Below are 24,091 nucleotides of genomic sequence, written 5' to 3' on the forward strand. Positions count from 1 at the left end.
GAACATCCCCCTCATGAAGAATAGAATGCCCCAAACAAAATATAATGATATTGCATATTACGCACTTTTTAAGAAATATTGCTCAAAATATACTCCTTTCATTTTACGACAGCGCACGTCAATGATACAATAGCAAGCCATTATAGATCATCAGCTTTAAGCTTTTGAAGATACAAGTGGAATCCATCATACATTTTGTTGGCTCCCACGTTTTGACAGCCTCACTCTTAGAATGTTCATTAAATGACATTTGGCTTCCTTTCTTCAAGTGCTTTGCCCCATACGCTCCCACTTATGACGTGCAAGGAAGTGTTTTTATACGAAAAGATATATGATGAGAGGATCTTATGGTATTCTGAGTTATTATTTTAATATGAAAAAAATCTCAATCAAAGCCATAAACTATCTACTTTTCCCTGATAATCCGTTTTTAACTTTATTCTGGTTTATAAAAGCTTCAATATCATAGTTTATCACTTCATAATATCTATTTTCACTCTTAAAAACACACCAAAATCGTTTAAAATATATTTTTATGATTGACAATATAGATATTTAAGCCAACCATATTCGTATTAACAAAAATACTTCAAGTGGGAGGAGGCATGCAAATATTAGAATAGATATTGTATCAGTTTTTCAAAATAACTTTTCTTGAGCTGTATTGGGTTTTCTTTGCTACAAAGCAATACTATCCCTATTCATCTGAATGCTCGTGATTGATAATTTGAATACATCTCCATTAACATCGTAACTCCATTAACATCGCAACCTATTTTTGAACTCCGTGTCTATAAGGAAAAAGTTTGTGCAGAAAAATACTCCATCAATCAGTTGTAGCCCCTTTCCCGCTTCACGCAAAATTTATCAACAGAGCCTTCTCTTTTCTGATGTGCGCGTACCATTGCGTGAAATTTCACTGGCTGATGGCAGTGGTGAAAAACCTTTAAACGTCTACGATACTTCTGGCCCCTACACAGATAAAGATATGATCATTGATATTACAAAAGGCCTGCCAGCAATTAGCTTGCCTTGGCTCTCTAAGCGGGATGATACTGAAACTTATCCTGCACGATTAGTTAAACCTGAAGATAATGGATTGACTTCTGATAAAAACCTTACTCCAGCCTTTAAGCAAAAACGTTCTATTTTACGAGCAAAAAATGGCAAAGCAATTACACAAATGGCTTACGCACGCGCAGGCATTATTACCGAAGAAATGGAATATGTGGCTATACGAGAAAATGAAGGATTAGTAGTAAAAGAACGGCAGAATGTACCATCAAATGAAACATTTGCTGGATCAATACCAGAAATTTATACTGCGGAATTTGTGCGCAATGAAATTGCTTGTGGACGCGCCATTATTCCACAAAACATTAATCATCCAGAGTGCGAACCCATGATTATTGGGCGTAATTTTCGTGTTAAAATTAATGCTAATATTGGCAATTCAGCAGTAACTTCATCTATGGAAGAAGAAGTTGATAAAATGGTTTGGGCCATTCGCTGGGGAGCAGATACAGTTATGGATCTTTCTACAGGTCGAAATATTCACAATATTCGTGAATGGATTATTCGAAATTCTCCTGTGCCCATCGGGACTGTTCCTCTGTATCAAGCACTCGAAAAAGTACAGGGTATTGCCGAAAACTTAACATGGGATATTTTCCGTGATACCCTTATTGAGCAAGCAGAGCAAGGTGTTGATTATTTTACCATTCACGCAGGATTAAGATTACCATTTATTCCTATGACCATTGATCGTGTAACAGGTATTGTTTCACGAGGCGGTTCTATTATGGCAAAATGGTGTCTCCATCATCACAAAGAAAGCTTTCTCTATGAACATTTTGATGAAATTTGTGATATTGCACGCACGTATGACATCTCTCTTTCATTGGGGGATGGATTACGCCCTGGCTCTATTGCCGATGCCAATGATGAAGCCCAATTTGCAGAGCTTAAAACCTTGGGAGAATTGACAAAAATTGCTTGGAAAAAGGATGTACAGGTTATGATTGAAGGACCAGGACATGTCCCAATGCACAAAATTAAAGAAAATATGGAGCAACAATTAGATCTTTGTCATGAGGCGCCTTTTTATACTTTGGGACCTCTTACAACGGATATTGCTCCTGGTTATGACCATATTACATCAGCAATTGGTGCCGCTATGATTGGATGGTTTGGAACTGCTATGTTGTGTTATGTAACACCTAAAGAACACCTAGGACTCCCCGATAGGAATGACGTAAAAACTGGTGTGATCACTTATAAAATTGCTGCTCATGCCGCTGACCTTGCTAAAGGTTTACCTAGAGCACAATTGCGCGATAATGCTCTTTCGCGTGCACGATTTGATTTTAGATGGCATGATCAATTTAACCTTTCTCTTGATCCAGAAACAGCCTGTGCCTTTCACGATGAGACAATGCCTAAAGAAGCCCATAAATTAGTGCATTTTTGTTCCATGTGTGGACCAAAATTCTGTTCTATGCGTATTTCCCATGATATTCGTGAGGCAGCTGCAATAAGAAAAACAAAAGGGGAAGGTATGATCGCCATGGCCGAAAAATATCAGAAAAATGGTGACCTTTATATGGAAATTGTTCCTCCTCAAAAAAAGAAAGTAAATAGTTGAAGAACATTCTTATCAAAGGTGCAGGTGTAGGCGGCTTAACAGTTGCCTTTATGTTACAGCAAAAAGGTGCTTCTGTTACTGTATCGGCCCCCCCTCATTCACCTATAGGAAGTGCTAGTTGGTATGCAGGAGGAATGCTTGCACCTTACTGTGAAAGGGAAAGTGCAGAACAAATTGTTGAAGATCTTGGTGTACAAGCTATACAATGGTGGCGTAAAACGCTCCCAAACCTTGTCATACAAAAAGGCACTTTAGTGGTTGCACCTACACGAGATAGAGGAGAGCTTGAACGATTTTCTGTGCGTACGCATAATCACAAAACCGTAGATAATACAGAAATAGCTCATCTTGAACCAGATCTTGCGGAACGTTTTAACTGTGCACTCTTTTATGAAAATGAAGCCCATATTGATCCTCGCAAAGCACTTATGACTTTAAAAGAAAAGCTTCTCAACAATGGAGCCTGTTTTGTTGATGTAGAAATAGCTGAAAAAAATTTTGATATTGTTATTGATGCGACAGGAATAGCACGTTTAGGAAAAGATAAAAATATACGGGGCGTACGCGGCGAAATGCTTCTCGTGCGCTGCACCGATATTAAAATTTCGCGTCCAATTCGTCTTCTTCACCCACGGTTTCCTCTCTACATTGTACCTCGACAAGATAATATTTTTATGATTGGTGCAACGATGATTGAAAGTGACTTTGATGGTGCAATCTCTGTAAGATCAATGATGGAACTGCTCAACGCGGCTTATACTTTACATCCTGCTTTTGCTGAAGCAGAAATTATTGAATCTGGCGTTGGTGTTCGTCCATGTTATCCTAATAACTTCCCTTCTGTGCATAAAGATGGTAACTTTATTTCTATTAATGGATTTTATAGACATGGTTTTCTGTTGTCTCCAGAAATGGCAAAACGAGCAATGGAATTGGCATTGGAATAAAACATGCAAATATTTGTTAATGGTGAAACAGTCCAAACAGAAGTTATGACTCTCGGTCTCTTGCTTGAAGAATTGGGGTATGAAGGAAATTGGCTTGCAACTGCTGTTAACGCTGAAGTTGTTCCCATAGATGCACGAAGCCAATTTGTCTTGCATGAAGGAGATAAAATTGAAATTTTAAGCCCAATGCAAGGAGGCTAAAATTATGCTGAATCTTTATGGACGACAATTCTCTTCCCGTCTTCTATTAGGTACAGCGCAATATCCTTCACCAGCAATCCTTCGTGATGCTATTCATAAATCGAATACGGAAATTGTAACTGTTTCCTTGCGCCGTGAAACTGCAGGTGGAAAACAAGGTGGACAATTTTGGAAATTTCTTCAAGAACTTGGGGTAACAGTGCTTCCTAATACTGCTGGTTGTTATACTGTTAAAGAGGCCGTAACCACAGCCCAATTAGCAAGAGATCTTTTTAAAACGGCTTGGATTAAACTCGAAATTATCGGTAATTCAGATACCTTACAGCCAAATATTTTTTCCTTAATCGAAGCTGCTCAAATTTTAAACAATGAAGGTTTCAAAATTTTTGCCTATACAACGGATGATCTCATTGTTGCTGAAAAACTTTTTGACATTGGTTGCCGTGTTATTATGCCTTGGTGTGCTCCTATTGGTTCTGCCAAAGGACCTCATAATATTGATGGATTGCGTTCTATCCGTGCTTACCTTCCTGATGCTACTCTTGTTATTGATGCCGGCATTGGACGCCCATCACATGCCGCCATTGCGATGGAACTCGGTTATGATGCAGTACTGCTTAATACCGCAGTTGCTAAAGCAGGTGATCCTGTCTTAATGGCTGAAGCATTTTCTAAAGCTGTTCAAGCAGGACGTATGGGATATAAAGCTGGCATGATCGAAGCACGCAGTGTAGCAGTCCCTTCAACGCCAATCATTGGAAAAGCAGTATTTTCATGAAACTGGATCCATTTTACCTCATCGTTGATAACGCTGATTGGATTGAACGTTTGCTTCCTCTTGGTATCAAGCTCGTACAATTGCGTATGAAACATGAAAATCAACAAATAATCCGTCAACATATTAAGCGTGCAAAAAACATATGCAATAAATTGGGAGCACAATTAATTATTAATGATCATTGGGAAATAGCAATTGATGAAAAGTGTAATTTTATTCATCTGGGACAAGAAGACCTAAGCAATGCTGATCTTCACGCAATTCGTAAAAGTGGTATAAAAGTTGGTCTTAGTACACATGATGAACATGAATTGGATATCGCACTCTCTGCTAATCCTGAGTATATTGCACTTGGTCCTATTTATCCGACAATCTTAAAAAAAATGAAATGGATGCCGCAAGGACTAGAAAAAATCAAACAATGGAGAAAGCGGATTGGTGCTTTACCTTTGGTGGGTATTGGTGGTTTAACACCAGAACGCGCAGTGGGTGTTTTAAAAGCAGGAGCAAATAGTGCTGCTGTTGTGACTGATATTATCCTCCATAAAAAACCAGAAGAGCGTGTACAGCAGTGGATAAAAGTGACACAAACATGGCGTTGATACCTTCTATTCTTATTGTTGCGGGCACTGATCCAACAGGAGGTGCTGGTATTGTTCGTGATATAGAAACCTCTGCACATTTTCAAATAAAAGCAAATTTAGCAATTACTTGTGTTAACGTACAAGATGATAATCGCGTTGTCGAAATCATTCCAATGCGTGGGGACCTCGTCGCTGCGCAAATGCGTGCTGCCCTAGAAGCAAATCCAATAAGCGCAATAAAAATCGGTATGACGGGGACAAAAGCAATTATAGCAGCAATCTGTAACGTACTCAAAGACTATCCCCATGTTCCAGTTATTTTGGACCCTGTACTTGTCGCTTCATCAGGAGGAAAACTAATAACGGAAACAATCATCGACACGATGATCGATAAACTGCTTCCTCATGTTGATCTTTTAACACCGAATAGAGAAGAACTCGCTCTTCTTAGCCACAGTCCATTGGCATCTCATGATAAGCAAGCAATACAACAAGCAAAAAAACTTTTGTCATTGGGAGCTCGCTCTATTTTAGTAAAAGGGGGACATGCAGAGGGGCCTCTTGCAATTGATAGCTTCATTGACAAAACTGAAGTCATAAATATCTCTACTCCACGTTTAAAAGGAACAATGCGAGGAACAGGTTGCATTCTCTCAAGCGCTATTGCAGCGCATTTAGCATTAAATGAACCTCTCATTTCAGCTGTAAAAAAAGCAAAAGCATATATCCACACATTGCTTTTAACCCATTGTAAAAATAGTTTATAACGTCTTAGTATTTTCTCATATAAAAGTAATATTTATATATTTCAATTAATATATTTAATTTTTTTAATAAAAGTTATTAAAAAAATTAAATAATATAAAATTTATAATTAATCCTATAAATAAAATACTACAAAATTCACTTTCATTAAGTATTAAATATAGAATATAATGATAAAAAATATTATCACACCACTTGCATTCAGTAAAAAATTCTTTTAGTATGAGTGAGTTTAGTCTGTTTAAAAAGTTGAAATAACGCAATTTAAACAAATTATACATTTAAAGATGCATATAATCGCGAACATTCGCATTTTACGATTTGCCTTTTTTGTGAAAAGAGAGAATCCTATCAGCGTTCTTATACATTAATGGCTAGCGAATACATTTAATAAAACTTGAAGGATAATTTTGTTTGATCTATAATCGCTAGATCATTAGAAAAAATAAAATGTTAAATCAAACACCATGCTCAATTTCCTATGAAGAACTCTTAAACTTTTATAAAGAAAGTGGTGCGGATGCCGTTCTGACAGATTTTCCTATTGATCGTTTTAAGCAGTCTGCTTGTTCAGAGAGAAAATTAATATCTGTCGTGAACATTTCTCATAATCAACAAGCATCTCCCAAAACATCTCCAACCGTAAAATTAGATCATCATCAGCTGCATAACTCTAGGACTATACAAAATGAATCCACAGCTATAGAGAGTGCAAAAAATGCAAAGACACTTGATGAATTAAAATCTGCTCTCCTTGCATTTAATGGCTGTTCATTAAAATTGACAGCAAAAAATACCTGTTTTTCAGATGGAACAGCAGGAAGCCCCCTGATGCTTATAGGCGAAGCACCAGGACGAGACGAGGATATACAAGGAATTCCTTTTGTGGGAAAAGCCGGGATGTTGCTTAATAAAATCCTCGCATCAATTGGCTTAACAAGAAATAATGTTTACATTGCCAACACTATTCCTTGGCGTCCGCCAGGAAATCGTACACCAACACCAAGAGAAGTTGCCTTGTGCCGCCCTTTTATTGAACGGCACATTTATTTAGCGCGTCCTCGTGTTCTTATAGCACTAGGAGGCGTTGCTGCACAGTTTCTTACTGGATCTCAAAATGGGATTATCCGAACAAGAGGGAAATGGCATATCTATGAAAGCGAGGATAATATAAAAATACCTGTTATGCCAACTTTCCACCCAGCTTACCTTCTTAGAACCCCTAGTCAAAAGAAGCTTACATGGATAGACTTCTTAGAAGTAAAAAATCGCCTCGACAGCCTTTTGTAATTCTTTAATCCTATATTGCTTCTAAAATTAACACACCCTTCTTTAACTCTTAAAATACAAATGGGAAAAAACTATGAAACAGCCAATAACATCTATTTATCGTTTGGAAGACTACCAACCAACCCCTTACGTTATCCCTAAAACACAACTTTCTTTCCAATTAGCACCGACAAAAACCTATGTTACAGCCATATTGTCTATTGAATCCCGTCACGATACAAAAGAATTAACACCTCTTGTTCTTTCTGGTGATGATCTTACTTTAATTTCCGTTTCTATTAATGATGAGATATTAGCCCCAAACACTTATAAAGTGACGCCTTCACGTTTAGAAATTACAACGCCACCAACGGTTCCTTTTACATTGAAATTGGTTACGGAACTGAATCCTGAAAGCAACCGCCAACTTATGGGGCTTTATCTTTCAAATGGTGTTTATTGCTCACAATGCGAATCGGAAGGTTTTCGTCGTATTACTTATTTTTACGACCGCCCAGATGTTCTTTCTACCTATAGAGTGAAAATTGAAGCAGATACCCAAACAATCCCAATCTTGCTTTCAAATGGTAATCTGGTGGAAACAGGAACTTTAGAAAATAATCGCCATTTTGCCATTTGGGAAGATCCTTATCCCAAACCATCTTATCTCTTTGCTTTAGTAGGTGGAGATCTTGATAAGTTAGAAGACCATTTTACAACTGTATCTGGACGACGTATCGAGCTTGGTATCTATGTAGAAAAAGGAAAAACCGAACGCGCAACCTATGCAATGGATGCTCTTAAACGTTCCATGCGTTGGGATGAACAATGTTTTGGGCGCGAATATGATCTTGATGTTTTCAATATTGTTGCTGTTTCCGACTTTAATATGGGAGCAATGGAAAACAAAGGCCTTAACGTTTTTAATGATAAATATGTTCTTGTCGATCCTGAAACAGCAACCGATCAGGATTATAGAAATGTTGAACGTGTCATTGCACATGAATATTTCCATAATTGGAGCGGTAATCGTGTTACCTGTCGCGATTGGTTTCAACTCTGTTTAAAAGAAGGATTCACTGTTTATCGTGATCAGGAATTTTCATCAGATCAAAATGTACGCAGCCTACAGCGAATTGAAAATGTAAAAGCATTAAAAGCAACGCAATTTGCAGAAGATGCAGGACCTCTTGCGCATCCTGTGCGTCCTCGTCAATATAGCCAAATTAATAATTTTTACACAACAACTGTTTATGAAAAAGGTGCTGAAGTTGTTCGCATGATACGGACTATTTTAGGTCCTACTCTTTTTCGTAAAGGCACTGATCTTTATTTTCAACGTCATGATGGACAAGCTTGTACAATTGAAGATTTTATTACCTGTTTTGCTGAAGTGTCTGGTCAAGACTTCTCCCAATTCATGCTATGGTATGAACAGGCAGGAACACCCAATGTAGAAATCGATAGTCATTATAGCGATGGTGTTTTAACAATTCATGCAAAGCAACATATTCCCGTTACCCCACAACAAAAAACAAAAAAGCCCATGTTTATCCCTATCGCTTTTGGACTCCTAGGACCTAATGGAGAAAACCTCACCTATGAAGCAGATACAGATATTCAATCAGATGTTATGCTTTTATCCAAGGAAAGCCAAACCTTTACATTAAAGGGACTGCGTGAAAAACCCGTTTTATCACTGCTGCGAGACTTTTCAGCACCAATCATTCTACACACTCCATTCAATGAAAGAGAACTTATTTTTCTTGCACAACATGATGACAATCACATCAATCGCTGGCAATCTCTTAATCATTTAATGACGCAAGCTTTGATTCAAAGCATTCAAGATAAAACACAAGAAAAAGCAACACTTCCTTCTGCTTTGCTAAAGCTGATTGAAACGATTATAACAGATGAAACCTTAGAGCCTGAATTTCGTGCCTTCTGTTTAAATTTACCTAGTGAAGTTGAGCTTGCTCATACAATCGGTAAAAATATTGACCCAGATCGTATTCATTATGTCCGCAATCAGTTTTTAGTTTCACTTGCACAAACTCATCAAGAGCTCTTAACAAAATTCTATGGACAAATGCAAACCCAAGAGCCCTATTCACCAAACACTGCACAAGCTGGAAAGCGAGCATTAAAGAATATCATACTGGATTACCTTTCCATTGCTGAAGCCAATCCAAATCGAGCTGCTATACAGTATGCAACAGCTGATAATATGACTGACCGTATGGCGAGTATCGCTGTTCTCGTGAAGCGTTTTAATGAAAATGAGCAGGCACAAAATGCCTTAAATGATTTTGAAAACCGCTATCGGCATGACCCTTTGGTCATGGATAAATGGTTTTCTATTCAAGCAATGGTTGCTGACACATCAACACTCGAGAATGTTCAAAAGCTCATGCAACATCCGCTGTTTTCACAAGATAATCCTAATCGTGTACGTTCTCTAATCGGTGTTTTTGCCTCTAACAATCTCACGGGCTTTAACAGGATGGATGGAGCATCTTATCATTTTCTTTGCCAAGTCATTTTGGAAATTGACAAAAAAAATCCACAGCTTGCTTCACGATTATTAACAATGATGCGCTCTTGGCGACAATTAGAACCTATTCGACAACAAAAACTTGAAACTGAATTAAAAATGATTGCTGCTGCGCCAAAATTATCAAGCGATGTTGCTGATATCATCAACCGTCTGCTTACTTGAAACAAAAAATTATTTTAAATCAATATGCTATAATATTTTTTAAAATAAATTCTATAAACTATTCGATCATCATTAAACCTATAAACAGGCAATCTAAGCCTGTTTATAGGTCACGTTTAAAGTACTTTTTTCTTTTCATATTCCAAAATCATAAAAGTAAAATTATTTTTTTAAAAAAAAGACTGGACAGAAGACTCCTGTTTTGATTCATTGCACTCGATGGGGTTACTATGAATATCGAAGCAGTTTTTAAATCACATTATTCCAGAATTAAAGGAACGCGAAATGGCTAAATTGGACGCATATAATGCGCCAAGGGAGATGTATGCTGATTCAAAATCAAGCGCTCAAAGTCGCAAGGAGCGGACAGAGCGTACCAATCTGTTTTCTGGTTCTGCCTATAAAAAACTTCTTTTTATTGAACCTTGGCTGCGACGTTCACTCCCATTTGTAATTCTTGCATTTCTTGTTATACTAGCAGCAATCCGTTTCCTATCAATCTATGATTGGCGCAACACAATTGATAAAAACACGCATTCTACCATCGCTCTCTTAGCTTCTCATATTACCAATACAATCGACCGTGACTTACTTGCCGCCACTCGACAAGGAAAAGCTGCTGCTCTTTCTCATAATCATTTACAAAATATCCTGACTAATTTTCGTAACAAAGGTTTTATAAAAACCAGCGCTGTTATTGCTATTGTCGATCAAAAAGGCAATGTCCTAGCTTCATCAAGTTCCGAGATTGTCTTAGGAAAACCCTTACAGAATTTTACCTCTGAAAGCATTACTTTACAAGCTCTAGGAAAACATGCTGGAATCATGAAAATTACAATAGGAAAAGATATTCCTGCTCTCGCTTCCTTTCAGCAAACAGAAAATGGACAATATGGGGTATTCATCAGTGAAAAAATGCAACATATTTACATGGAATGGCGGAAAGCTCTCTCGTTAAATATAACCATGTTCATTGGAACTAGTGGCGTTATCCTTGCTCTTCTTTATGCTTATTACAACCAAATTGTACGAGCACGCAAAACAGATCTTGTTTCAGAAAAAATTCAAAACCGTATTGATATGGCAATGATGCGTGGACGCTGTGGACTATGGGATTGGAATATGGCAAGTGGACGCGTCTACTGGTCACGAGCAATGTACGAAATGCTCGGCTATGTCCCTCAAGATGCATTGCTCTCAATTTCCCAAATTAGCGCCATTATCAATCCAAATGATGCGAATTTTTTTGACCTTGCTCAGGAATTAATGAGCGGTAAAAAAAAGCATATCGATATTAACGTTCCTATGCGTCATGCTGATGGTCATTATGTATGGATGCGCATTCGTGCCGAAGTTACTGAAGAAGAAGAACCCCATTTGGTTGGTATTTCCTTCGATATTAGTGAACAGCAACAATTGGCTGAACAAACAGCGCAAGCCGACCTTCGTATCCGTGATGCGATTGAAAACATTTCAGAATCTTTCGTCTTGTGGGATGCTGAAGGACGTTTAGTCATGTCCAACAGCAAATTTTGCGAATATGCCGCTATTCCTAAACAAATTCTCCAATCAGGTATCCAACGTGCAACCGTCGAAGCCATGGCACGCCCTGCACTCAGTGAATATCCCCTTAAAGATGATGGTACTGGTAACTTAACCAGTATTCGCCAAACGGCAGATGGTTGTTGGCTCAAAATTAACGAACGACGAACCCAAGATGGAGGATTGGTTTGTATTGGTACTGACATTTCTGAGCTTAAACAACAACAGGAAAAATTTGAAGACAGTGAAAGGCGTCTTTTCTCTTTCATTCAAGAACTCAAGCGCGCGCGAGGGAGTGCTCAACAACGCGCAACAGAAGTTGAAAAACTTAATAAAAGTCTGAAAGCAGAAAAAGAACGCGCCGAAAGTGCTAATAAGGCTAAATCAGAATTTTTAGCCAATATGTCTCATGAATTGCGCACGCCTCTGAATGCTATTCTTGGTTTTTCAGATATCATGTTGCAATCGACTTTTGGTCCTCTTGGTTCACAACGCTATAAGGAATATATGCATGATATTTACAATTCAGGAACCCATCTTCTAACCCTTATCAATGACATCCTTGATATGTCAAAAATCGAAGCAGGAAGATTTACGCTTGATTGTAAAAATACCGATCTTGAGCCCATCATTAGTGAAGCAGTACGAACACTAACACCTCAAGCTCAAGAAAAAAATATTGTTGTTGCAACAAACATTACCCCAGAACTTCATGCTGAAGTTGATGGTCGTGCAATGAAACAGATTTTCCTTAATCTCATCTCTAATGCCGTTAAATTTACGCCTTCTGGCGGAAATATTGATGTCTGCGCTTTCAAGAAAAAAAATAACCTTATTTTTAAAATTACAGATACAGGCGTTGGTATTCCCCAATCAGCAATTAAAAAACTTGGGCAACCTTTTGAACAAGTCGAAAATCAGCTCACTAAATCTCATACGGGCTCAGGTCTTGGATTAGCCATTTCACGCTCCTTGCTAGAACTCCACAAAGGAAAACTTGAAATTACTTCAAAAGAAATGAAAGGAACAACTGTAACGATTATAATGCCCATCACACAAAGTTAAATTTTTCCATTTTGTTCCCGTTGTAGTAAAATCTGTTTCCGTTTTTCCCCCCAACGATACCCTGAAATAAAACCATTTTTACGCACAACACGATGACACGGAATGATAATAGCCAATTCGTTACGTGCACAGGCATGAGCAACGGCACGAAAAGCTTTCGGCATACCAATACGGCATGCTAAGATCTCATATGAAATTGTTTCACCACATGGTATATCACATAATACTGCCCATACTTGTCGTTGAAAAACTGTACCATTTATATCTAAGGGAAAATTATATTTTTTTACCAGCTTAGGTGTTTCTATCATGGCTATAATATGGGCAACTTCTCTCTTAAATGTATTGTCACCTACAACTTGTTGTACATCACCAAAGCGTATCGTAAACTCCTGTAATAATTGCTCTATAGTGTCTCCTAACGCTATATGACAAATCCCTTTTTGAGACCTAGCCACCAAAAGCTTTCCTATTGATACATCTTTCAGACAGAATACTCTCGTTTGGGAAATATTCAGCATTTTAGCCTTCTTTATATTTTAAAAAGTTTTGAACATCATCCATAAAGTAAAGGGAGAGTATTCACTATCTTTTAAAAACAAACAAAATCATTCTGAAATTATCTCCTTAGCCATTGTATTAAAATACACTCTCACCTTTTTATGAAATGGAAAGATACATAGATTGACTTTCTTCCTACCCTAAGACGGAAACTTCGACCAGAGCTGATCTATCAACAATCTTGCTTTTTATATAACAGATTCCAACTGAACCCATTTGATATGGTTTATTTCATAAGCTCTCTACAGACAAATCCTGCTCTGAATTCTATCATACACTCTAACAAAAACACCTTAATGTGGTAAATTTTCATACCTTAATATCACAACTCTAAACGGCAGTATTTTACGGAACAACACGATAAGCTTCCCATTTTATTTTACGAAATCCCATCGAACCATAAATAATAGCTTATGTTTTACAAGCAACAGAAAAAGCGCGTGCTCTCTTAAGCAAAAAACGTCATAAAACACAAAGAAAGTATGCCGGCAATGGATTGGAAAGATGTTCCGGCTTTTTATGCTCCACAGTATGCTTGAATATTCTAATTTGTTGGAGCACTGTTATTATTTTTTATCAAAGGTCATACTTTTGATAAACTGACGAGATGACTCAACTCAAAAAAGAAATTTATCTTCAATTTTATGAAAAAAAGCATGGAAAAGGTATTTTAATGCTTACTTTCTTTTTCACTTAACTTATAAAATGACGGTAGCCTCAGAACTAAAATATTTTGCCCGCAACAATCGCACACAGATATTTGTCATAGGAAAAAGTCATGCCCAAACGCACAGATATAAAATCTATTCTTATCATCGGAGCAGGACCTATTATCATTGGTCAGGCATGTGAATTTGATTATTCAGGCACTCAAGCCTGTAAAGCATTAAAAGAAGAAGGTTACCGAATTATTTTGGTAAATTCTAATCCTGCCACGATTATGACAGATCCAGATCTAGCTGATGCAACTTATATAGAGCCCATTACTCCTGAAATAGTTGCCAAAATTATTGCTCACGAGCGTCCCGATGCCCTTTTACCCACTATGGGAGGACAAACAGCCCTCAATACTGCTTTATCATTAAAGCGTATGGGTATTTTAGACCGCTATCATGTTGAAATGATAGGAGCCAATGCTGATGCTATTGATAAAGCTGAAGATCGTGCTTTATTCCGCCAAGCGATGGCAAAAATCGGTTTGGAAACGCCACGCTCTATGTTAGCCAATGCAACAGAACTGAAAGAAGAAAATCGCCAACAACACGCAAAAACGTGTGCTGAACTTAAAGCAAAGCTTTCTGGTGCTGCGCTTGACAAAGCACTCGAAGAACTTGAGCGCAACTGGCGACATACCGAAGCTGATCGCAAACAACATTATATCGCTCATGCAACAGCAAAAGCAGTTCAAGCTCTTGATGTTGTTGGGCTTCCAGCTATTATTCGTCCTTCATTCACCCTTGGTGGAACTGGTGGTGGAATCGCTTATAACCGCTCTGAATTCTATGAAATTATTGAACGTGGGCTTGAAGCTTCACCAACAACAGAAGTATTAATTGAAGAAAGTGTTTTAGGGTGGAAAGAATATGAGATGGAAGTTGTTCGTGATAAGAACGACAATTGTATCATCGTTTGTTCTATTGAAAACATTGATCCGATGGGGATTCATACCGGTGATTCGATCACTGTAGCACCTGCTCTCACCTTAACCGATAAAGAATATCAATGTATGCGCAATGCCTCGATTGCTGTTTTGCGTGAAATTGGTGTTGAAACGGGGGGATCCAATGTACAGTTTGCTGTCAATCCTGAAAATGGGCGCCTCATTGTTATTGAAATGAATCCGCGTGTTTCTCGCTCTTCAGCGCTTGCCTCAAAAGCAACGGGGTTTCCCATTGCTAAAGTAGCGGCTAAACTGGCTGTTGGTTATACTCTTGATGAATTAAAAAATGATATCACGGGTGGTGCAACACCAGCATCATTTGAACCTTCTATTGACTATATTGTGACAAAAATTCCTCGTTTTGCGTTTGAAAAATTTCCCGGTTCATCACCTGTCCTCACAACTGCGATGAAATCTGTAGGAGAAGTCATGGCAATTGGACGCACTTTTCAAGAATCGTTACAAAAAGCACTCCGTGGACTTGAAACAGGGCTTACGGGTCTTGATGAAATTGTGATTCCAGAGCATGCTGAAGGTGATGAAAAAAGTTCTATACGCTCCGCCATTGCCATACCAAGCCCTGATCGTCTACGCTATATTGCTCAAGCCATGCGCACAGGCTTACCCTTAAATGAGATTCACCAAATTAGCAAAATTGATCCGTGGTTTTTAGAACAAATAGCCTCCATCATTGAAATGGAGCAGCGTATCCGCATTCATGGATTACCCCAAGACGCAGATAACTTACGTATGTTAAAAGCTATGGGCTTTTCAGATGCGCGATTAGCCTCCCTTACAGGGAAAGAACCCGATTATATCGCAGCTTTACGCAAATCACTGAATGTTAAACACGTCTTCAAACGGATTGATACTTGTGCCGCTGAATTTTCTTCTCCTACAGCCTATATGTATTCAACATATGAAGTTCCCTTTGCAGGTGTAGAGCACTCGGAAGCACACGTTTCTGAACGCAAAAAAATTGCTATTTTAGGCGGTGGACCAAACCGCATTGGGCAAGGTATTGAATTTGATTACTGTTGCTGCCACGCTGCTTTTGCACTGCGTGATGCAGGATTTGAAGCGATTATGATTAACTGTAATCCTGAAACAGTTTCAACCGACTATGATACCTCTGATCGCCTTTACTTTGAATCTTTAACAACAGAAGACGTTATCGCTATTTTAGAAGCAGAACAGGAAAAAGGAGATTTGGTTGGAGTCATCGTCCAATTTGGCGGACAAACACCCTTGAAATTGGCAAGCGCTCTAGAAAAACACAACATCCCCATCCTAGGTACTTCACCTGACGCTATCGACTTAGCAGAAGATAGAGATCGCTTTCAAAAACTGTTATTTAAACTTAATTTAACACAACCTCAAAATGGTATTGCCCACTCCATTGAACAAGCACGCCTCATTGCCCACGAACTAGGCTTCCCCTTGGTTGTACGTCCCTCTTATGTTTTAGGAGGACGTGCTATGCAAATTATTCGTGATGAACGTAGCTTACAAAATTATTTACTTGAGAGTGTCCCTGAATTAATTTCAGAAGATATCAAAGTCCGTTATCCTAACGACACAACAGGACAAATCAATATATTGCTTGGTAAAAATCCGCTTCTCTTTGATACCTATTTAACAGAAGCAATTGAAGTAGATGTTGATTGTCTATGTGATGGCAAAGAAACACTAATCGTTGGTATTATGGAACATATTGAAGAAGCTGGTATCCACTCTGGTGATTCAGCATGTTCTCTACCAGTCCATACGCTCTCAAATAAAATAGTTACTGAATTAGAGCGCCAAACCAAAGCATTAGCACAAGCACTTCATGTTCGCGGCTTAATGAATGTACAATATGCTATAAAAGATGACACCATTTATGTCTTAGAAGTCAATCCCCGTGCTTCACGTACTGTCCCATTTGTTGCAAAAACGATTGGTCGCCCTATTGCTAAAATGGCTGCACGTATTATGGCAGGAGAAACGCTTCATGATGCTCTTGAAGCTTATGGTGGATTACCTTCTTTGCAAAAAAAACAACATATTGCCGTCAAGGAAGCAGTATTTCCTTTTGCTCGTTTTTCAGGTGTTGATACACTTCTTGGTCCAGAAATGCGCTCAACCGGTGAAGTTATGGGACTTGACTATGAATTTTCGCTTGCTTTTGCTAAAGCCCAACTTGGAGCTGGTGTAAAACTCCCTAAAGAGGGAACTTTGTTCGTTTCTGTAAGGGATGAAGATAAAAAACGCATCTTAAATCCTGTAAAACGTTTAACTGAGCTTGGCTTTTCTGTTGTCGCCACAAGTGGAACACAAAAATTTCTCACCGAACACCACGTTGAAGCAAAAAAAATTAACAAAGTTCTAGAGGGACACCCCCATATTGAAGACGCTATTCGTAATCGCCAAATTCAATTGATTTTTAATACAACTAGCACTGCCAGTGCCATCTCAGACTCAAAATCATTACGTTATGCAGCACTCATGCAAAATGTTCCCTATTATACAACAATAGCTGGAGCCGAAGCCGTCGTAGAAGCGATCAAAGCACTCAAAAAAAGGCACCTTGAGGTACGTTCACTACAAAGTTATTTTAGTTGAATTTTTTTCTACTTAGCAAAATGTACACTGTTTTCTTATTTTTTCTTTATATAAAAATTGATTAAGACTTGCTTTTTGTTCTAAAAACTTTTATAGAGGTTTCATCGAATTTTCGGTTACGTGACTTTCTTTCCTGTGCAATCTGCACTTTCGACGAAACTTCTCCCACCTAATTTCGATCTACAACCGTATTGAAGAAATGAAAGCTTCAATGCTCAATATAATTATATATTCTAAGGAGTTTCCTATGTCTACAGGAACAGTTAAGTGGTTTAATACAACAAAAGGTTTCGGATTCATTCAGCCTAGCGATGGTAGTGCAGATGTATTTGTACACATTTCTGCCGTCGAGCGTTCAGGTCTAAACAGTCTTAATGAAGGGCAAAAAATCTCTTATGATGTTCTTCAAGATCGTCGTTCAGGAAAATTTGCCGCTGGTAACCTTGCAGCACTTTAAAGTTTAAATTCTGCAATATTTTATTTAGAAATCTTCGTCTGTAAAGACGAAGATTTTTTTATTTTGTATAAAGCATTATTTTACCTTGTTAAAATAAAAGACTGCTTATCTCCTTTGCACAATTTATCAAACCTCTCTTATACTTCCTCAAAAACTTTCATAAAATCTACGAAGAGCTTATCTTGTAAAATATCTCAAAAAAGAAGAATATAAAGCCCGTGTAAGAGTATTTTGGAAGTTTTTTATTGCATACAATATAATCTCTTATAGAATATCCTTAAAGCAATAACCATTTGTTGATATAATATAAGGATTTAAAATTATGGCTTTTATTGCCGACAAACTGTCTCGTATCAAACCTTCTGCAACAATTGCTGCTTCTCAAAAGGCCCGCCATTTAAAAGCATTAGGGCGCAATGTTATTGCTTTAAGTGCTGGAGAGCCAGACTTTGATACCCCAGACAACATCAAAAACGCGGCTATTGAAGCTATTCGAAGGGGAGAAACAAAATACCCTCCCATATCAGGAATTCCAGAATTGCGCCAAGCAATTTCTGCAAAGTTTAAAAGAGAAAATAACCTTCTTTACCAACCAGAACAAATTATTGTTGGTACCGGTGGAAAACAAATTCTCTTTAATGCATTCATGGCAACTTTGAATAAAGGAGATGAGGTCATCATTCCATCCCCTTATTGGGTTAGTTATCCAGAAATGGTCGCACTCAACGATGGTACGCCTGTCTTTTTAGAAACAAAAGCCGAATTTTCTTATAAACTCCAACCACAAGAGCTAGAAGCTGCCATTACCCCCAAAACCAAATGGTTCATCTTTAACTCTCCTTCAAATCCATCAGGTGCCGCTTATACACATAATGAATTGAAAAAACTTACAGATGTTTTAGTAAAATATCCTCATGTTTATATCCTTTCCGATGATATATATGAACATCTCACATATGAGGGTTTTACCTTTGTGACTCCAGCTCAAGTAGAACCAGCGCTTTATGAGCGTACACTCACAATGAATGGTGTTTCTAAAGCCTATGCGATGACGGGATGGAGAATCGGTTATGCAGGCGGACCACAAGAATTAATTAAAGCCATGGATACCATTCAAGGACAGCAAACATCTGGAACAAGTGTCATTTCACAATGGGCTGCGGTTGAAGCACTCAACGGGCCACAAGACTTTATTGCTAAAAATAAAAGTATTTTTCAAGCACGCCGTGATCTCGTTGTCTCCATGCTAAATCAAGCTCCTGGCATTCACTGTCCAACGCCTGAGGGTGCTTTTTATGTTTATCCTTCTTGCACCGGACTTATTGGAAAGAAAACACCCAATGGTCAACGTATTACGAATGATGAAGACTTTGCCATAGCGCTTCTAGAAACAGAAGCTGTTGCTGTCGTCCAAGGATCTGCTTTTGGACTTGGATCAACTTTTCGTATTTCTTATGCAACATCAGAAGAATTACTTGAAAAAGCTTGTATACGTATACAGCGTTTTTGCAACAGTTTAATTTAAAATTTTTAATATCATCTCTTGTGATTGTTTTTTGCCGAATGTTAGTATATCCGAGAAAATATCTGAAACTGTGTCATAGTCTAAATCTATCGATTCAGCAAAAATATCTATGAATAAACACAAAAATAGATGCTGTAGATAAAGATCAAAAAAATTTAGCTATCAAATAAATGAATCGGTCTATTATCATAAGAGATGACAAGCCTATTCTACTTTCTCCATTCAATTTATAACTCTAAAAAAGACCGAGCACTTTTAAACACAATTGCCCTTATAATCAAAGGCCCTTACAATAAAATCTCTTCTATTTCTCAGCTTCTTCTTCGTCCTAAAACGAAGAAGAAGCCACCTCCCATCGTTGTGTAAGCAATCCAGTTTCCTTTAAGTTCTATTTAATAACTACTTGATTTACTTCATAGGCTTTATGAACAAGACCTGCCTTAAATATTCACCTCACATTCTAATAAAAAGCACTTCATGTATAAGGTTTTAAATATTTTATATCACACCCCTAAAAGACAGACTTTTACAGTACAATAGAATATCCCCTCTCAAACTCCTCATTGAATTTTAGTATTCTTAAAAAAATTGTTGGATATCCACCAGTTTCGAAATTTTTTCTTTATCATCTTCCCATATATTGCAATTTCTAGGGACTCTTTCAAAAATTAAAAAAAAGCCGGACATATGTCCGGCAAATTTGGAAAATCCTCAGAGATAAAATCAATCTGATAGATCTTCGTAAGGGAACACTCAAGAAAACGAAACTGGGAGGCAACATAATCAAGAGATAGTATTCTATGTCATTTTATAAGGAAAAGCACAATAAAGACTTAAGCGTATCTGCTATGCAATAAACACATAGCTTTAAATTTGTCTCCATCATGTACCACTCTCTTTAATTGAATAGTAAAAATGTTAACTACACCATCACACGATTGTCCATTTTTCAATATATAATAACCCTCACGGTTGCTAGCATTCATAAAAAACATTTATCCCTCTTTTCAAAAATATTTACCCGTACGAACTCCCTCCACTTTTAATGTGCAACAAATAATTTTAATTGATTCAATATAGGCAAATTTGAAACGAAAGAATATTACGGGAGTCTCAAGTTGCAAAACAGCTAATTATTCCTTATAAATTAAGATATTAATATTAAAAAGACCACTGGCGAGCTTTTAAAAAAATATAATCTCGAAAAGCATTTAACCTTGCCAAATTCTTTAAATTATAAGGATAACAAAAAAAAGTATCAAAAGAAGGAATATCAACCATATCAGGAAAAAGACGCACTAAATGCTCATCATTATTGACGATATAATCAGGAAGCACAGCAATCCCAAGATCACGCATAAGCGCATTCTTTATTGAGATGATATTGTTGATTTGTAAAACTGAAACGCGCAATGATCCATCACTTCTACCAGCCTTTTCCAACCAATTTAAACCAGACAAATAAGGTGGAACAGGTTCACCGAACGAAATAATACGATGCTCATCGAGATCAGACAATTTTTCCGGCTTTCCATAATTTGCAATATACTTTTCCGAAGCATAGACATGCATATGAATTGTAAAGAGTTTTCTTTGTATAAGATCAGGTTGTTTGGGTTGATGTAAGCGAACAGCACAATCCGCATGACACATTGTCAAATCAAGCTCTTCATCGGAAAGCAAAAGCTGAACCTGCATATCAGGATAAAGACTAAGAAATTCTGGCATACGCTCTGCAATCCACCCTGCCCCCATTCCAAAGGTCGAGGTCACACGCAAGTGCCCCGTTGGTTTTGCATAGCTTTCACTTAATTGCAAACGCACACTTTCAAGCTTCATCAAAACATCATGAGCTGTACGATAAAGAGTTTCTCCCTGTTCTGTAAGAATCAAACCACGCGCATGACGTTGAAATAAGGATACCCCAACCTCTTGTTCTAAAGCCGAAACCTGTCGTGAAACGGCTGATTGAGATAAATGAAGTTTTTGAGCAGCATGCGTAAAAGATCCCGCTTCTGCTGCAGCGTGAAAAACCCTTAACTTATCCCAATCCAACGGTGGCGCCACAATTAATTCTACCTCTATATTCTCTATGTTCTCAATGAGTGACTAACGCCTGGGTATATCCAAAAACCGTTCTGCTTCCAACGCTGCCATACATCCTCTTCCCGCAGCTGTTACAGCTTGGCGGAATGTTTCATCTGTCACATCCCCAGCAGCAAAAACACCAGCAATGCTTGTTGCTGTTGAGTCGGGTGCTGTCCATAAATAGCCGCCTCGTTTTTGTTTCAGCTGTCCTTCAAACAGAGAAACAGCAGGATCATGCCCAATGGCAATAAATATGCCCTCTGCATTCACTTTCATCTCGTGACCTGTCTTAACATTTTTCAGACGTGCCCCTGTTACAACAGCGCCCATTGAATCTCGAGCTGGCAGCCCCACAATTTCTTCAACCACATGATCCCAAAGAACACGCACATTATTACAAGCCAGCAACCTATCTTGCAAAATTTTTTCTGCCCGAAACTGTCCCCGCCTGTGAACCACGCTTACACTCTTAGCCAAATGCGATAAATAAAGTGCTTCTTCAACAGCCGTATTTCCTCCTCCCACGACAATAACGTCCTTATCACGATAAAAAAAGCCATCACATGTAGCACAAGCGGAAACACCTCCGCCCATAAAGGTCTGTTCACTTTCTAAACCAAGCCAGCGCGCTTGAGCTCCTGTTGCAATAATCAGTGCATCACAAGAATATTGTGTTCCTGAATCCCCATATAAGACAAAAGGATACTTCAACAAATCAGCCTTTATAATTGTATCATAGACAATTTTTGTCCCCATATTCTCAGCTTGTTTTGCCATTTGTTCCATCAACCATGGTCCTTGAATGGGATCTGCAAAACCTGGATAATTCTCAACATCAGTTGTAATTGTTAATTGTCCACCCTGCTGCAAGCCCGTCACCAAAACCGGCTTAAGCATTGCTCTTGCTGCATAGACCGCCGCTGTATAACCAGCCGGACCTGAGCCAATAATTAGCAGACGAATATGCGATTGTACCATTAAATCCCCTTCACTTTATTATAAATTAATTATTCTATAAATGATAACGGAATGCAGCCTTTTAAAAAAATATTTTTCAAGAGCCCTAATTATGTTATGTATACTTCTTTTCAAATTTTATGAAAAGGTCTGATTACTAATTCATCAAGGCACGCTAATGTTAAGAATTAATCCTTATCCTATAAAGAGAAAAATGTAACTTCTTATGAGCATAAAACCATAATAAAAAGAGATACAAAGATAGGGAACGATCATTTTTCAATTTATTATCAATGTCTGTGCACGTTTTGCCTTAATCATGGGAGGAGCAATGCTTTTGCCAATTTTTGTGGATTTGCACGACAACAATCGTAATTGGATAAGCTTTCTCTATTCTTGTGCCATAACCACCATGTTAGCAACGCTGATTCTTTTAGCAACTAAGGGAGCTACTTGTCGCTTTTCAGCACGGCTTGGCTTTATGCTCACTGTTTGTCTTTGGCTTACAGGAAGCATCGTAGGTGCCTTACCTCTTTATCTTTCTCCTCTTCCCATTTCTCTAGCAGGAGCCATTTTTGAATCTGTTTCTGGAATTACAACAACAGGCTCCACAGTCCTTTCTGATCTTGATAATTTATCGCGAAGTATTTTATTATGGCGTTCTCTTATATGCTGGATTGGGGGCATTGGTTTTATCGGTTTAGCCCTCTTAATTTTGCCTTCACTGCGTGTGGGTGGCGTGCGACTTTTTCATATGGAATCATCTGATAAATCTGAAAAAATATTGCCTCGCATCAACCAAATTGCTAACGGAATTATCATCGCTTATATTGGGTTAACATTGGCTTGTATGCTTTCTTATTTTGCTGCAGGCATGAATTTATTTGATGCCATTAACCATGCAATGAGTACAGTAGCAACAGCTGGTTTTTCAACGCATGATGCTTCTTTTGGCTATTTTTCTGATACACCAGCCATCTTAATTATTTCAACAATCTTCATGTTGCTTTCTGCTTTACCTTTCGTACTTTATGTTAAATTAGTCCTTCCTGGACACTCTAAACGCTTCCTTGACCCACAAGTGATTGTTTTTCTCCATATCGTTCTCCTTTTCAGCTTTGCTTTAGCGGCATGGCTACGGTTTTATGATCATCGCGCGTTCCACTTGATTTTCCTTGATGTCATTTTTCACCTTTCATCCATTATTAGCACCACCGGTTACAGCGCTGAAGATTATCAACTTTGGGGACCGTTTGCGCTTGGAATTTTCTTCATTGTTTCTTTTACAGGCGGATGTGCTGGTTCTACTTCTGGTGGCATGAAAATCAATCGCCTCATTATTCTTTGGCGTATTACACAAACAAATATAGAAAAACTTCTTTCTCCTAATGTCGTTGTAAAAGCGCGCTATGATCACTCAAATATATCAAATGACGTTGCCCAAGCCGTTTTGTTTTTTGTCTGTCTTTATATGTTTTGCCTTGTTATCGGCACTGCACTTTTGCTTACAACCGGTCTTGACTTTACCTCTGCCTTTACAGGTGTCTTAACCGCACTTTCAAATGTTGGTCCAGGCTTTGGAGATATCATTGGCCCTGCAGGTAATTTCTCTACAATCAATGATAATGCTTTATGGATTTTAAGTTTTCTAATGTTAGCTGGACGCCTTGAAATCATAACAATATTCGTCCTTTTTATTCCCGCTTTCTGGCGTGAACAATT

16 protein-coding genes are annotated in these 24,091 nt (G+C 38.1%); 13 read left to right on the forward strand and 3 right to left on the reverse strand.

What is annotated here, in order from left to right; genetic code table 11:
* The first annotated feature begins 808 nt into the window (after positions 1-808).
* The 9 genes from thiC (at position 809) to ACFIL8_RS03340 (ending at position 12,517) form a co-directional block, all read left to right on the forward strand.
* Entirely contained in the window at positions 809-2,644 is a 1,836-nt protein-coding gene (gene thiC / locus ACFIL8_RS03300; RefSeq protein ID WP_375688906.1) for a phosphomethylpyrimidine synthase ThiC, read from the forward strand.
* Positions 2,641-3,591, forward strand: coding sequence for an FAD-dependent oxidoreductase (locus ACFIL8_RS03305; RefSeq protein ID WP_375671830.1), 951 nt, complete (start codon positions 2,641-2,643; stop codon positions 3,589-3,591). The genes thiC and ACFIL8_RS03305 overlap by 4 nt, the downstream gene beginning before the upstream one ends.
* A gap of 3 nt (positions 3,592-3,594) precedes the next feature.
* A complete protein-coding gene (thiS, locus tag ACFIL8_RS03310) occupies positions 3,595-3,792 on the forward strand; it encodes a sulfur carrier protein ThiS (RefSeq protein ID WP_273791115.1) in 198 nt (65 codons plus the stop codon).
* A gap of 4 nt (positions 3,793-3,796) precedes the next feature.
* Positions 3,797-4,570, forward strand: coding sequence for a thiazole synthase (locus tag ACFIL8_RS03315; RefSeq protein WP_375688908.1), 774 nt, complete (start codon positions 3,797-3,799; stop codon positions 4,568-4,570).
* Entirely contained in the window at positions 4,567-5,172 is a 606-nt protein-coding gene (locus ACFIL8_RS03320; protein ID WP_375611199.1) for a thiamine phosphate synthase, read from the forward strand. The genes ACFIL8_RS03315 and ACFIL8_RS03320 overlap by 4 nt, the downstream gene beginning before the upstream one ends.
* Positions 5,163-5,921, forward strand: a complete 759-nt coding sequence (locus ACFIL8_RS03325) for a hydroxymethylpyrimidine/phosphomethylpyrimidine kinase (RefSeq protein ID WP_375638083.1) — start codon at positions 5,163-5,165, stop codon at positions 5,919-5,921. The genes ACFIL8_RS03320 and ACFIL8_RS03325 overlap by 10 nt, the downstream gene beginning before the upstream one ends.
* Before the next feature lie 448 nt (positions 5,922-6,369).
* A complete protein-coding gene (locus ACFIL8_RS03330; RefSeq protein WP_375674708.1) occupies positions 6,370-7,209 on the forward strand; it encodes a uracil-DNA glycosylase family protein in 840 nt (279 codons plus the stop codon).
* Positions 7,210-7,282: 73 nt separating this feature from the next.
* Positions 7,283-9,910, forward strand: coding sequence for an aminopeptidase N (gene pepN / locus ACFIL8_RS03335; RefSeq protein ID WP_375645489.1), 2,628 nt, complete (start codon positions 7,283-7,285; stop codon positions 9,908-9,910).
* Positions 9,911-10,195: 285 nt separating this feature from the next.
* Complete coding sequence (locus ACFIL8_RS03340) at positions 10,196-12,517, forward strand: ATP-binding protein (protein ID WP_375688910.1); 2,322 nt, start codon at positions 10,196-10,198, stop codon at positions 12,515-12,517.
* On the opposite strand, the gene ACFIL8_RS03345 is transcribed toward ACFIL8_RS03340, so the two are convergent.
* Positions 12,514-13,038 (reverse strand): methylated-DNA--[protein]-cysteine S-methyltransferase, encoded by a 525-nt coding sequence (locus ACFIL8_RS03345; RefSeq protein WP_375611196.1) that lies wholly within the window; start codon positions 13,036-13,038, stop codon positions 12,514-12,516. The two genes, ACFIL8_RS03340 and ACFIL8_RS03345, sit on opposite strands and share 4 nt — an antisense overlap.
* A gap of 818 nt (positions 13,039-13,856) precedes the next feature.
* Here ACFIL8_RS03345 and carB point away from each other — a divergent pair.
* The 3 genes from carB to ACFIL8_RS03360 all read left to right on the forward strand — a co-directional run bounded on the left by carB (position 13,857) and on the right by ACFIL8_RS03360 (position 19,324).
* Entirely contained in the window at positions 13,857-17,342 is a 3,486-nt protein-coding gene (carB, locus tag ACFIL8_RS03350; RefSeq protein ID WP_375612966.1) for a carbamoyl-phosphate synthase large subunit, read from the forward strand.
* A 247-nt stretch (positions 17,343-17,589) separates the two neighbouring features.
* Positions 17,590-17,799, forward strand: coding sequence for a cold-shock protein (locus ACFIL8_RS03355; protein ID WP_012754908.1), 210 nt, complete (start codon positions 17,590-17,592; stop codon positions 17,797-17,799).
* Positions 17,800-18,121: 322 nt separating this feature from the next.
* Positions 18,122-19,324, forward strand: coding sequence for a pyridoxal phosphate-dependent aminotransferase (locus ACFIL8_RS03360; RefSeq protein WP_375612967.1), 1,203 nt, complete (start codon positions 18,122-18,124; stop codon positions 19,322-19,324).
* A 1,161-nt stretch (positions 19,325-20,485) separates the two neighbouring features.
* On the opposite strand, the gene ACFIL8_RS03365 is transcribed toward ACFIL8_RS03360, so the two are convergent.
* Together ACFIL8_RS03365 and trxB are read right to left on the reverse strand one after the other, a co-directional pair.
* On the reverse strand, positions 20,486-21,391 hold the full coding sequence (locus ACFIL8_RS03365) for a LysR family transcriptional regulator (protein ID WP_273791217.1): 906 nt from the start codon (positions 21,389-21,391) through the stop codon (positions 20,486-20,488).
* A gap of 42 nt (positions 21,392-21,433) precedes the next feature.
* Positions 21,434-22,390 (reverse strand): thioredoxin-disulfide reductase, encoded by a 957-nt coding sequence (gene trxB / locus ACFIL8_RS03370; RefSeq protein WP_375688912.1) that lies wholly within the window; start codon positions 22,388-22,390, stop codon positions 21,434-21,436.
* A gap of 310 nt (positions 22,391-22,700) precedes the next feature.
* Between trxB and ACFIL8_RS03375 the strand changes: the two genes are divergently transcribed.
* Positions 22,701-24,091, forward strand: a 1,391-nt coding sequence (locus ACFIL8_RS03375; RefSeq protein ID WP_375688914.1) for a TrkH family potassium uptake protein, incomplete at its 3' end; no start/stop codon positions are given.

It is taken from the genome of Bartonella sp. AP57NXGY (assembly GCF_042195805.1).
Classification (GTDB): Bacteria; Pseudomonadota; Alphaproteobacteria; order Rhizobiales; family Rhizobiaceae; genus Bartonella.